Below are 12,514 nucleotides of genomic sequence, written 5' to 3'. Positions count from 1 at the left end.
TAGATCGAGGTGCCAGCATCGCGAGCAAGCTCGCTCCCACAAAAAGCCCGCTCCCACAGGGAGAGCAGGCAATAGCCGATCAGTAGCGGTAAGCGTGTGGCTTGAACGGGCCTTCGACGGTGACGCCGATGTAGTCAGCCTGTTGCTTGGTCAGCTTGGTGACCACGCCGCCGAAACCGCGGACCATTTCCAGGGCCACTTCTTCGTCGAGTTTCTTGGGCAGTACTTCCACGGTCAGGCGCTCGGCTTTCTGGGCCGGCGACAGGTCGGCGTATTTCTGGCCGAACAGGAAGATCTGGGCCAGGACCTGGTTGGCGAACGAACCGTCCATGATGCGGCTTGGGTGACCGGTGGCATTGCCCAGGTTCACCAGGCGGCCTTCGGCCAGCAGGATCAGGTAGTCGTCGTTCTGCGGGTCGAAGCTGCCAGTGCCAGTGCGGTGAACCTTGTGCACTTGTGGCTTCACTTCTTCCCATGCCCAGTTCTTGCGCATGAAAGCGGTGTCGATTTCATTGTCGAAGTGACCGATGTTGCAGACCACGGCGCGCTTTTTCAGGGCCTTGAGCATGTTGGCGTCGCAGACATTGACGTTGCCAGTGGTGGTCACGATCAGGTCGATCTTGCCCAGCAGTGCCTTGTCGATGCTCGCTTCGGTGCCGTCGTTGATCCCGTCGATGAACGGCGAAACCAGTTCGAAACCGTCCATGCAGGCTTGCATGGCGCAGATCGGATCGACCTCCGACACCTTGACGATCATGCCTTCCTGACGCAGGGACTGGGCCGAACCCTTGCCCACGTCACCGTAGCCGATCACCAGCGCCTGCTTGCCCGACAACAGGTGGTCGGTGCCACGCTTGATGGCGTCGTTGAGGCTGTGACGGCAGCCGTATTTGTTGTCGTTCTTGCTCTTGGTCACCGAGTCGTTGACGTTGATGGCCGGGATCTTCAGTTCGCCCTTGGCCAGCATGTCCAGCAGGCGGTGTACGCCGGTGGTGGTTTCTTCGGTCACGCCGTGGACTTTTTCCAGCACGGCTGCGTATTTCTTGTGCAGCAGCTCGGTCAGGTCGCCGCCGTCGTCGAGGATCATGTTGGTGTCCCATGGCTGGCCATCCTTGAGGATGGTTTGCTCCAGGCACCACTCGTACTCTTGCTCGGTCTCGCCTTTCCAGGCGAATACCGGGATACCGGCGGCGGCGATGGCGGCAGCGGCCTGGTCCTGGGTCGAGAAGATGTTGCAGGACGACCAGCGCACTTCGGCACCCAGGGCAACCAGGGTTTCGATCAGCACGGCGGTCTGGATGGTCATGTGGATGCAGCCGAGGATCTTGGCGCCCTTGAGCGGTTGCTCGCCGGCGTACTTGCGACGCAGACCCATCAGGGCTGGCATTTCGGATTCGGCGATGATGATTTCGCGACGGCCCCAGGCGGCCAGGGACATATCGGCGACTTTGTAATCGGTAAAAGCGGCAGGCGTAATAACAGCGCTCATGAAGAGCCTCCATTCGTAATGTATGCGAATGGGCGCCGTTGTGCGTTTAGTGTCCGTGCGGGGAGCCCCATACGAACAACGCCCCATCCGAGCCTGACAGGTCGAGCCTGCTGCAGCGCCCCTCGGACAGGTGGCGGGAACGGTCCAAAGCGTGGACCGGGTAAAGCGGGGGCGATTATAACGGGCTAATCGGATCTTCCAAAAGGGTTTCTGTCGGCAAATCAAAATTGCCGATGATCGTTATAGGGGCCGCGATGTAGAGCCTGCCCGCCCGGTCTGCCATGATGCAGCCATTCATCGGCCAGACGCTCAGGAGTGAACATGAATTTCCACACCCGAAAATGGGTCAAGCCCGAAGACCTCAACCCCAACGGCACGCTGTTCGGCGGCAGCCTGTTGCGCTGGATCGACGAAGAAGCGGCGATCTACGCCATCGTCCAGTTGGGCAACCAGCGCGTGGTCACCAAGTACATCTCGGAAATCAACTTCGTCAGTGCTTCGCGCCAGGGCGACATCATCGAACTGGGCATCACTGCCACCGAATTTGGCCGCACCTCCATCACCCTGACTTGCGAAGTGCGCAACAAAATCACGCGCAAGAGCATCCTGACCGTGGAGAAGATGGTTTTCGTCAATCTTGGTGAAGACGGCTTGCCAGCGCCTCATGGCCGGACCGAGATCAGGTACGTCAAGGATCAGTTCCAGGATGACATTACCAGTCAGTGAGATCGGCGGTGTCTCCAATCGCGAGCAGGCGCGCTCCCGCACTGGCTGGCGCTGCACTTGAGGTCACACAATCCCTTGTGGGAGCGAGCTTGCTCGCGATGACGGCTTTACTAACGCCTCAAATCTGAAGTCGCGATGAACAGCAGGTCTCGCCACTGAACAGCTCCGAACGCCGCGTGTCGTAGGTACATCACGCCACCGGTTCAGGAGCTGTATGGACACCCACGAAGAAGGCAAGACCCCTGATCTTTCGGCGCAGGAACAGCACGAAGTCGACCGTAACCAGCCGCCGCGGGCTGCGGTGCTGCATGAAATCATCCGCACCCAGGGCAACCAGGAACTGGAACGCAGTATCGCCGCGCTCTGGTGGTCGGCCCTGGCGGCGGGGTTGACCATGGGCCTGTCGCTGATGGCGATGGGGTTGCTCAATTCCCGGTTGCCGGACCACGAAGGCTTCAAGGTCATCGCCAGTTTCGGTTACTGCGCCGGCTTTCTCGCGGTGATCCTCGCCCGCCAGCAACTGTTCACCGAAAACACCCTGACTGCCGTGCTACCGATCATGAGCAAACCCACCCTGGGCAATTTCGGCCGGTTGATGCGGCTCTGGGGCGTGGTGCTGGTGGGCAACCTGTGCGGCACCGTGTTGGTGGCCTACGTGATGCTGCACCTGCCGATTTTCGACCAGCGCACCGACCAGGCTTTCCTGGAGATCGGTCGCAAAGTCATGGAAAACGACACCGGCCAGATGTTCGCCAAAGGCATCATTTCCGGCTGGATGATCGCCACCATGGTCTGGATGATCCCCTCCATGGAAAGCGCCAAGATGTGGATCATCATCCTCATCACCTACCTCATGGCGCTGGGGGATTTCACCCACATCGTCGTCGGCTCGGCCGAAGTCTCCTACCTGGTGTTTGCCGGCCAGTTGTCGTGGGGGGACTTCTGGATGGTGTTCGCCGGGCCGACGTTGGCGGGCAATATCGTCGGCGGGAGCTTTATCTTCGCCTTGATCAGTCATGCGCAGATTCGTAGCGAAGTGGGCCCGCCCAAAGATAAACGCCTAGATAAGCCTACGCAGCGCAAGGGCTCGGAGTAGGCGGGAACCTGACCCCAGGCTCCCGGCGCGAGTGGACGGTTATTTGAACTGCATGTTGCGCAGTGTCCTGCGGGTTGTCGATTCCGGATTAAGCATCCCCGTGTAGCGCGATCTGTAGTTCGCGATGACTCGTTCAAGTGAGTTGTTGAACGTGATCTTCTGCTCCAGTGAGTTGTTGGATTCGTTTGGCCCCTGCACTTCCTGCAGTTCTCGGATGGCTCCTTTGAGCAGCTTGATGTTCGCCTCTGGCTGGCCGCCGAGAAAGCACGCAGGATTCAGCACGTGTTGCGTGGCGTAACGGATGCGCGTGGCAATGTCTTGCAAGTGCATTTGCTCGACGGCGTGACGGGTGACCTCGGAAATGGCGCGGGGCGCGCCTTTGTCCCACTCGGCGGCGGCCTGCAGGAACTGCATGAAGTCCGGGTCATTGCCGTGATTTAGGCGTTTTGCCAGCCATTCCAGCCTGCCAGGCTGGTCCGCAAGCTGGTCGAGGGCCCAGATGGCCATGTGCATCTGTGGGGTGGGTTCAAGCTTAGCGGGCGTTTCGTTGGCTGCTTGGATCGCTTCCTTCAATTGCGTCAGCGCCAGTTGCGCGTGCCGCCTGAAGGCGATCACCTCGGCGCAGGTTTCGTCGCGCTCCAGTTCTGCGCTTAACTGCTCTAACGTTTGGTCGTCCAAGGCCAATAGGGCGTCCTCGGTCGAGGCAAACGAAAAGGTTTGTTGAGTGGCGTTGCGCTCGTCCAGATGGATCTGGACCGCCTTGCGCAGATCTTCCTGGAGATGATTCTTGATGTCCTCGGACATGCTGAAATTGATCGTTCCATTCAGGCCGCGGAAATCGCCCTTTTTGCTGTTCATCGGCACGATGACGGTCTGGTCGGCAAAACGCTTTAGTTGTTCGGCGTTCCATGCAGAGCTAGCCGTATGGGGGGCGTTGAGGAATCTGTCGATCAGGGCCGAGATGCCCGTACCTCGGTGGTTTTCCTGGTCCGATTCTTCAGCCTCGAATACCAGGATCAAATGCTCGCCGTCCGGGATCGGGGGATTGTAGAGGGCACGTATCGGTGTGTTGTTCAGGATGCCGCCATCGGCAAATGCCGTGGTTTCAATGCGCTTCTCATCGTTCTGTTGGAATGGCAGCTTTTGCTGGGTTGGCTTGCTGAATACGACTGGCAGCGACGCGGAAATATGTGCTGCCACGGCAATGTCCATATTGGGGGTCAGGTCCGCGCTGAAGACCACCAATTGCGCGCCTTCCTCGAACATGGCGGTGCCGGTGATTTCCACGGTCTTGATCTGATCGATCTTCTCGCTCAGCGTCGCCAGGTCAGCAAAGGTGACGTACTGATTTTCTTTCACATTGGCAACGGCTTGTTGCGCTTTCTCGGGAAGAGGTCCCCGATGATCCTCACAATGCTTCAAAAACGCCTTGCAGGATTCCTTCCGGATCAGATCTTCCAGCGGCATTCCCTTGGAACCCAGGCGTGGCAACAGATCACACAGCAATTGCGCCAACGGAAGGTTTTTCAGCATTTCGCCCAACTTCGACAATCTGTCCTGCCAGATTGAAACACCAGGCTCGGCGCTGTTAAGCAAGGAAACGAGGGAAATCTCGTCAGAGATCTCGTCGAAGCGCTCATGATCCATGCCGCTGGCAAGTAGTGCGGCCGATATGGCTCCTGCGGAGGAGCCATAAAACGTTTGGATGGAATTCATGACTCCGGTGGCTTCGAGCGTATGGACGAGTCCCGAATAAGCTACCCCCTTGGCGCCACCGCCGCTCAGGACCAGATTAGTGATGGGGGGGCGCTTCATGGTGACATCAACGCTACCGTCGCCATGCCGAGTGATGGATATCGACCGTTCTGTCGGGCGGTCTACCAATAGGCGGTCATTTTCAGGATTCGCCTGTTTTACGGTCTGGTCTCTGTTCTCGAAAGAGAGAGGTTGAAGGGGCGCGCGCGAGATGGGGGCTAGCATTCTGGTTCGTTCCTTGTACCTAAGGGGGGGACCGAACTCTAAGCAAAATCCGAGGGCTTATTGCGTTGCGACTCAATTGGACAAACATCCGCCGACTGCAAACAGCACTCGGCGGATTTCAATGAAAAGCGCTCTGGAACAAGGCTTCTGGAAGGTAGGTAAAACATCTCGCACAGATGGGGACAAAGTCTTACTGAAAGCGTCGCCCATTCGCTCACGGGCAGGGCAGATTTCTCAGGCCCTCAAACAGCGACTGCCGCCAAGCGTCGTTGTCGTTGGATAAAGAACAAGGCGGTCAGTACCGTGAGGCCTCCGACCGCTGCCCCGGTCCACGGTAGATCCGCCAGATCCGCACCACTGGCCACCACCAACCCACCAATCCACGCCCCAGCCGCGTTGCCGAGATTGAACGCGCTCTGGTTCAGGGTCGAGCCGAGGTTCGGCGCCTCAAAGGCCTGGTCGATGATCAGCAGTTGCAGGATCGGGCATAGGGCGAAGGCGAAGATGCCCCATAGCACCAGGGTAATCGCCGCCGGAATCACCGACTGGCTGGTCTGGCTGAACGCGGCCAGCACCAGCACCACGGCCAGGGCCATGCCCACCAGCGAGGGCAGCAGGCGTCGGTCGGCCAGGCGCCCGCCGAGGAAGCTGCCCGCCGTCAGGCCAACGCCAAACAACAGCAGCATGATGGTGATGCCATGGGGACTGACGCCGGTGATGTCCTGCAGGATCGGCGCGATGTAGGTGAACACGCTGAACAGGCTGGTGGAGGCCAGCACGCTCATGCCGAGGGCGAGCAACACGTTGGCCTTGCCCAGGACTTTGAACTCGCTGGCCAGGTTGGCCTTGTCCATGGGGATTTCCTTGGGCAGCCAGACCCATTGAGCGATGGCGGCGATCACCCCGATCACTGACACGGCCCAGAAGGTCGAGCGCCAGCCGGCGTATTGGCCCAAGGCCGTGCCCAACGGCACGCCCAGCACGTTGGCCAGGGTCAGGCCGGTAAACATCATGGCAATGGCCTGGGCCCGTTTGTTCGGCGCCACCAGCCCGGCCGCTACCACCGAGCCGATACCGAAGAATGCCCCATGGCACAGCGCGGTGATGACTCGTGCGGCCATCAGCGTGGCGTAATTCGGTGCCAGGGCGCAGAGCATGTTGCCGAGGATGAACATCAGCGTCATGCCCAGCAGCGTGGCCTTGCGCGGCATGTTGGCGGTGCCGACCGCCAGGATCGGCGCGCCGAACACCACGCCCAGGGCGTAGCCAGTAATAAGCAGCCCGGCCTGGGGAATGCTCACGGCCAGGTCTCGGGCGACATCGGGCAGCAGGCCCATGATGACGAATTCAGTCGTGCCGATGCCGAAAGCGGCGACGGCCAAAGCAAGCAAGGCGAGTGGCATGCGCAAGGTCTCTGTCTGTAGTCTTGACGCTCTGATCAGGCATACGCATGCCGGCACCACCGGTTCGAGTGAACGGGGCAACAGCGAAATTATTGGAATAGGTGTATGCGCAACTGAGTGCGGCGTGGTCGCTTGCAGTATAAACGGCCGCGGATGGATGGCGAATCAATTCTCTGGATGGAATAAGGAGCGTGCCGTGCTTGCAACGGCTCTGGTGTTGGTCGCGGCGCTGTTGCATGCGGCGTGGAATACGCTGATCAAGTTCAGCGGTGAGCGTTTGCTGGTGGTGGCGTGCATGGACAGTGTCGCGTTGCTGTTTGGAGGGGCAGCTCTGGGTTTCGTGGCATTGCCGCCGCTGGAGATCTGGCCGTGGATCCTGGCCTCGGCGCTGTTCGAGCTGTTGTATCGCTATCTGCTGATCCAGGCTTATCGGGTCGGTGACCTGGGGCTGGTCTATCCGCTGATGCGCGGCCTGTCGCCACTGGTGGTGCTGGCCCTGACGTTGATCTTCGCCGGGGAAGTGCTGACGACTCAGCAGATCATCGGCATTTTGCTGATCCCGTTCGGCATGCTTTGCCTGTTGTGGCAGGGCGGCGGTGGCGAGCGACTGCCCTGGTCGATGCTGCCGGTGGTGGCGCTGATCGGCCTGTGCATCGGTTGCTACACCTTCGTTGACGGTCACGCCCTGCGGCGTTGGTCCCATCCATTGGATTACCTGGTCTGGGTCACGCTGCTCAGCGCCTGGCCGTTTCCATTGTTGGCGTTGGTCGGTAAGCGACCGGCGTTCTTGCTGTTTTGGCGCGAGCAGTGGCGGTTGGGCTTGGCGGTCGGGTTCTGCGTATTGTTCAGCTACGCTCTGGTGCTGTGGGCCATGCAACTGGGGTCGATTGCCGAGGCTGCGGCGTTGCGGGAGATCAGCGTGATCCTGGTTGTACTGTTTGGCATGCGCTACTTGAAAGAACCTTTTGGGCGGCCGCGGCTCTTAGCTTGCGCGCTGGTGCTGATTGGCATGCTGGTGATGAAGTTCTGACCGGCGCTGGACTTGCGATTTCTATAAAACTCAAAGAAGGAACTGCCTCATGACGGTTGCCCTGTGGTGTATTTTGATTGCCTTTCTCCTGCCTTACCTGTGCATCGCCATTGCCAAGATAGGTGGAAAATACAGGCTGGCAGATAACCACGACCCTCGGGACTTCCTGGAAACACTCGAAGGCGCTCCCCGGCGCGCCTACGCCGCGCAACTGAACAGCTTTGAAATCAGCCCATTTTTCGCTGCTGCGGTGATCGTCGCGCACTTGGCCGGCAATGCCGAGCTGGTGACCATCAACGTGCTGGCGGTGCTGTTCATCACCAGTCGTCTGCTCTACATCATTTGCTACCTGGCGGACTGGGCCATCTTGCGGTCGCTGGTGTGGTTCGTGGGGGTGGGGTTGGTGCTGAGTTTCTTCTTCGTTTCGGTCTGAGCCTGGCGGTTGAGACATAGTGTCTGTGAGGCCCTATCGCGAGCAGGCTCGCTCCCACAATGGATCTAGCCGTACACAAAATATGTGTCCACTGGAGATCAACCGTGGGAGCGAGCCTGCTCGCGATGGGGCCGGGACAATCAACACACCTCTTTAGGGATTGGCGCTGACTGCATTCGCCACTTGCGGCACTTGCGGCAACGCCGCGCCCTTGGGCCACAACATCCAGATCTGCCCCTGTTGCTTCATGTCCCCGGCCAATTGCCCCGCAGCCTCGCCCGTGCCCCAGAACAGGTCCGCCCGCACTTCGCCGGCAATTGCGCCGCCGGTATCCTGGGCGGCGACCGGTCGGTTCAAGGCGCTGCCGTCGGGGCGAGTGGTGGATAGCCATAACAGGCTGCCCAGTGGAATCACCTTGCGATCCACCGCCACGCTGTAGCCAGCGGTCAGTGGCACATTCAATGAGCCCCGCGGGCCTTCGTTGCTGTCGGGGTTGCGGTTGAAAAACACGTAGCTGGGATTGCTGCCCAGCAATTCGGGAATCCGGTTCGGGTTGGCCTTGGCCCAGGCACTGATGGTACCCATGGTTACGTCTTCTTTCTTCAGTTCGCCCTGTTCGACCAACCAGCGCCCGATGGGCCGGTAAGGGTGGCCGTTCTGGTCGGCATAGCCGATGCGCAACTGGCGGCCGTCATTGAGGCGGATACGACCCGAGCCCTGGATTTGCAGGAACTGCAGGTTCATCGGGTCGGTCAGCCAGGCAATCACCGGTGCTTTCACCCCGTTGGTTTCGATGGTGGCCGCGTCGTCGTAGGGCTTGAGTACCCGGCCTTCGAGACGACCGCGCAGGCGTTTGCCCTTGAGTTCGGGGTAGAGGCTGTCCAGCGCCACGATGATCATGTCTTCCGGCACGCCATACACCGGCACGTTCGCGGTGGCGGTCTGGGTGAGGCTGCCAGGGTAGACCGGCTCGTAGTAGCCGGTAATCAGGCCGTTGGGGCTGTTGTCGCCGGAGCGCAGGCCATAGACGTCCAGGTTCTGCTTCAGAAAATTGCGCACATCCGGGGCGGTCTGCGGGACATTGGCCGCTGCCGCGCAGGTCGGGCCCCAGGTCGCATCGGCCTTGAGCCGGGTGCAAGCGCTGCGCCAGGAGCCGAAGCCGGCCAGCAGGTCTTCATCGGACACCGACGGCAAGGCTTCCCACGGCGCGCTGACATACGTGGCGAGGGCGTGGGTCTGAGGCTCTTCGACCTTGTCGCCGCGATTGCAGCCGGCCAGGAGTGCGATCAACGGTAGGGTCAATGCCAGGCCTTTGTGCCAGGTCTTGAAGCGGCTGTTCATGAAGATTTCCTTTGCAGTCATTCGAACGCTGTCATGCACTCAAACAACCCGTATTGTTGATAGGGTCATTGGTCTTTGCCGATGACCGGAGGATACTACCCGCCGTTTCCTGTCCCGAGGCCAAGATGTTTGTAAAACGATTTTCCATGGCCGTACTGGCCTGCCTGATGCTGTCCGCCTGTGGTGGCGTCGATCCCAACTCTCCCCTGGGCCAGCGCAAGGCGATCTTCAAACAGATGCTCAAGACCAATGAAGAATTGGGTGGCATGTTGCGCGGCCGTGTGCCGTTCGACGGCACGCGCTTCGCCGAAGGCGCGGTACAACTTGATCAACTGTCCCACGAACCGTGGAAGCACTTCCCGCAAGTGCGCGAAGAAGACCACACCAGCGCCCGGGATGCGGTCTGGCAACAGCAGGCACGTTTCCAGGAGCTGGCCCGCAGCCTTGAGGCCGCCACCGGTGAATTGGTGACCGCCAGCCAAGTCCAGCCTTACAAGGCCAGTAACCTGGGGCCGGCGGTACAGAAGGTCGAAGATGCGTGCAGTGCCTGCCATAAAGAATTTCGGGATCATTGATACCCCTTGAGAGATCGCAGGCTCCGCCAGCGCCTACGGGTTGGATACGATCCTATGTAGGCGCTGGCTAGGGCTACGATCTTTCAGCGTTCACTTATCCAACTCATCCACCGCTTCCTGCAGTTCCTTGCGGGAGGCCGCCAGCTTTTCCTTGCGCTTGTTGATCCGTTCCGAGTCACCTTTTTTCATGGCCTTTTCCAGATCGGCCTGGCGCCGGCTGACTTCATGCTTGGCGTCGAGCACTCTGTTTTCACGTTCCTTGCGCAAGGAGGCGTCGGTGCAATGGGTGGTGACTTCGTTCAGCGCTGTTTCCAGGCCGGCCTGCTGGTCGCTGTTGCCGCGAGTCTTGGCCAGTTCGATCTGATTGATGATGCCCTGGCGTTTGGCCGCGCAGCCGGTGAGCTCCGGTGATTGCTCATCCGCCAGCAAAGGGGTGGCCATGGCGCTGCACAAGACCAGCAGGGCAACGGGGGACAGGAAATTCATAGCAACTCCGTAAAAAACTCGCGAGCGATCGGTACAGATGCGCTGTTGGAACGCACGTTTGCCCCTTGGGTTCAACTGCTCGGGGCATGTGTCAAAAACCGTCGACCCCGGCAGTGCGTAATACTTCACTCAACGCCAGTACCTGCGGGTCGCGGAAAAAAGCGCTCAATTGCGCGGCGCGTCCCGGTCCGATACCGGCTTCGGCTTGCCATTGCTCGGTGTTGCGCTCGGCCAGCTTCTGCCACGGCCCCTCCAGTCGGGCCTCACCGACGGGCGGCAGGCCAAGGGCCTTGAGCCATTGTGCGAAAGGGCGTTGCCGGGCGCTGTGCAAACTGGTGAGCAGGCGGGTGCTGCTGAGCTCGCCGAAGCCGGCAATGTTAGCAAGCTCGGCGGCATCGAGGGTCAACCAATCCAGCAATCCGTCGAGCCGACCAGCGGCCAGGAGTTTTTCCCAGGTGTCGGGGCCGACATGGGGCAGGGCAAGCCCATGCTTGCCGCTGAGCCAATTCAGGCGAGCCAGGAACTGGCTTTCGCAGCCGGGTGTCGGTTGCCAGCAACTCAGGAAGTGATAATCGGCTGCTGTTGGGGCGTCGAGGTCCTGGCGTTCGGCGCTGCGCAGCACAACGCTGTCGAGGCGTGGAATGGTCAGCCCGGCCAGGCTGATGGCGACCCGGTCGCCGGGGCGGATGTCCAGCTCCTCCCAGCGTTTGAGGGAACTGACGCTCACCCGGCGGATCCGCCGGTCATCGAGCATGACCGGCTCAAGTTCCAGTACGGGCGTAATGCGCCCGGTACGACCGACCTTGAAACGCACCTTGCGCACCTCGGCCAGGGCCTGGGCGTACGGGTATTTCCAGGCCACGCTCCAGAACGGCGTCCTGGCTTGCCAGCGGTCGGCGGGTGGGCGGCGGCTCTGGCGCAGGACGATGCCGTCGCTGACGAATGGCAAAGGCGTGCGGTACCAGTGGTCGCGCCAGTACTCGGCATCGGCCAAGGCCTGGACAGGCTGGTTGTAGTCGAGGGTGTCAGCGAAGCCCAGTTCATTCAACGTGGTCATCCGTTCGGGCAGGGTGGCCGGCCCTTCAGGCCAATCCCAGACAAACAGACCGATGTCCGCCCCTTCTTGCACCGTCAGATTGGTACGCGCCATCAGGCCCGCCATGGTCCCGCGGGCGTTGAGACTGCCGCGGCTGGCCTGGATATGGCCGGGCAGCCGCCAGTACAACTCGCCTTGGACGAGCAGGTTCAAAGGCTGGCGCAGCCGTTGGGGGATGGCGCCGATCTTGCGCGCATTCACGGTCCAGTCATGCCCTTGGACACCATCGCCGCGGCTGATCGCCTGCTGCAGATGACCCTGGCGATAGATCAAGGTCACCGCCACGCCGTCGACTTTCGGTTGGGCCCAGACATCCTTGCGACCCTGCAACCAAGCCCCCACGGCCTCGGCATCCTTGAGTTTCTCCAGGCCGGTATGGACAACAGGGTGTGGCACCTTCCCGCCAGCCGAGCGCAACGGATCACTGGGCGCTTCAAGGCTGAAACAATGGCGCCATTGGCCAAGTTGTGCGTGGGATTGGTCATACAGCTCATCGGCCACCAGTGCTCGACCGAGGCGGTGATAACTGTCGTCCCACGTGTCGATTTGCCGTTGCAGGGCACTGATCTCTGCTTGGGCGCGATCGGTGGGCCAAGCGGGGCAGGGCGCCGCGATGACGGGAGGGGTGATGACGATAAAACAGGTGAGTGCACGCAATAACGGCAGCATCGAAGCATCCTTGCTTGGTGGTGTGCTCGAAGGCTAGTCCCTGCGGCGAAGGGGGCGAGGCCTGGAGCGTTACCGGATTTTGCAAAGCCTGATGGCGAGGTCGCGGCGGTACAGTGCGACGTGATTTAGCCGTGCAACTGTCCCTTGAACCGATCAAAGGCCAGTGCAGAATGGACCTTCGATTCGCCTC

General features: G+C 60.5%; 11 protein-coding genes and 1 riboswitch. Of the genes, 5 read left to right on the top strand and 6 right to left on the bottom strand.

Annotated features, from left to right (window positions below; translation table 11 throughout):
- Nucleotides 1–79 precede the first annotated feature (79 nt).
- A complete protein-coding gene (gene ahcY / locus SGN16_RS27420) occupies nucleotides 80–1,489 on the bottom strand; it encodes an adenosylhomocysteinase (protein WP_210641724.1) in 1,410 nt (469 codons plus the stop codon).
- A gap of 23 nt (nucleotides 1,490–1,512) precedes the next feature.
- A riboswitch (S-adenosyl-L-homocysteine riboswitch) is annotated at nucleotides 1,513–1,619 on the bottom strand.
- Nucleotides 1,620–1,810: 191 nt separating this feature from the next.
- Between ahcY and SGN16_RS27415 the strand changes: the two genes are divergently transcribed.
- Together SGN16_RS27415 and SGN16_RS27410 are read left to right on the top strand one after the other, a co-directional pair.
- A complete protein-coding gene (locus SGN16_RS27415) occupies nucleotides 1,811–2,215 on the top strand; it encodes a hotdog domain-containing protein (protein WP_210641722.1) in 405 nt (134 codons plus the stop codon).
- 214 nt (nucleotides 2,216–2,429) lie between these two features.
- Nucleotides 2,430–3,311, top strand: a complete 882-nt coding sequence (locus SGN16_RS27410; protein ID WP_335944588.1) for a formate/nitrite transporter family protein — start codon at nucleotides 2,430–2,432, stop codon at nucleotides 3,309–3,311.
- Nucleotides 3,312–3,350: 39 nt separating this feature from the next.
- On the opposite strand, the gene SGN16_RS27405 is transcribed toward SGN16_RS27410, so the two are convergent.
- Both SGN16_RS27405 and SGN16_RS27400 read right to left on the bottom strand, forming a co-directional pair.
- The gene (locus SGN16_RS27405; RefSeq protein ID WP_335944587.1) at nucleotides 3,351–5,291 is read right to left on the bottom strand and encodes a patatin-like phospholipase family protein; all 1,941 of its coding nucleotides are present in this window, start codon (nucleotides 5,289–5,291) and stop codon (nucleotides 3,351–3,353) included.
- 242 nt (nucleotides 5,292–5,533) lie between these two features.
- Nucleotides 5,534–6,694, bottom strand: a complete 1,161-nt coding sequence (locus SGN16_RS27400; protein ID WP_210641718.1) for an MFS transporter — start codon at nucleotides 6,692–6,694, stop codon at nucleotides 5,534–5,536.
- A gap of 196 nt (nucleotides 6,695–6,890) precedes the next feature.
- Between SGN16_RS27400 and SGN16_RS27395 the strand changes: the two genes are divergently transcribed.
- Nucleotides 6,891–7,724 carry an EamA family transporter gene (locus tag SGN16_RS27395; RefSeq protein ID WP_335944586.1) on the top strand — a complete coding sequence of 278 codons (834 nt, stop codon included), beginning with the start codon at nucleotides 6,891–6,893 and terminating at the stop codon, nucleotides 7,722–7,724.
- A gap of 49 nt (nucleotides 7,725–7,773) precedes the next feature.
- A complete protein-coding gene (locus tag SGN16_RS27390) occupies nucleotides 7,774–8,157 on the top strand; it encodes an MAPEG family protein (protein ID WP_210641714.1) in 384 nt (127 codons plus the stop codon).
- A 153-nt stretch (nucleotides 8,158–8,310) separates the two neighbouring features.
- Here SGN16_RS27390 and SGN16_RS27385 read toward each other — a convergent pair whose 3' ends face one another.
- Entirely contained in the window at nucleotides 8,311–9,498 is a 1,188-nt protein-coding gene (locus SGN16_RS27385) for a murein transglycosylase A (RefSeq protein ID WP_335944585.1), read from the bottom strand.
- Between the two features lie 125 nt (nucleotides 9,499–9,623).
- On the opposite strand from SGN16_RS27385, the gene SGN16_RS27380 reads away from it, so the two are divergent.
- The gene (locus SGN16_RS27380; RefSeq protein ID WP_210641710.1) at nucleotides 9,624–10,073 is read left to right on the top strand and encodes a cytochrome c; all 450 of its coding nucleotides are present in this window, start codon (nucleotides 9,624–9,626) and stop codon (nucleotides 10,071–10,073) included.
- Between the two features lie 90 nt (nucleotides 10,074–10,163).
- Here SGN16_RS27380 and SGN16_RS27375 read toward each other — a convergent pair whose 3' ends face one another.
- Nucleotides 10,164–10,559 (bottom strand): DUF1090 domain-containing protein, encoded by a 396-nt coding sequence (locus SGN16_RS27375; protein WP_335944584.1) that lies wholly within the window; start codon nucleotides 10,557–10,559, stop codon nucleotides 10,164–10,166.
- Between the two features lie 91 nt (nucleotides 10,560–10,650).
- Complete coding sequence (gene ligB, locus SGN16_RS27370) at nucleotides 10,651–12,324, bottom strand: NAD-dependent DNA ligase LigB (protein WP_335944583.1); 1,674 nt, start codon at nucleotides 12,322–12,324, stop codon at nucleotides 10,651–10,653.
- Nucleotides 12,325–12,514: the final 190 nt, after the last annotated feature.

It is taken from the genome of Pseudomonas sp. G166, from assembly GCF_037027455.2.
Lineage (GTDB): Bacteria > Pseudomonadota > Gammaproteobacteria > Pseudomonadales > Pseudomonadaceae > Aquipseudomonas.
This window is presented reverse-complemented; position numbering and strand designations above follow the sequence as displayed.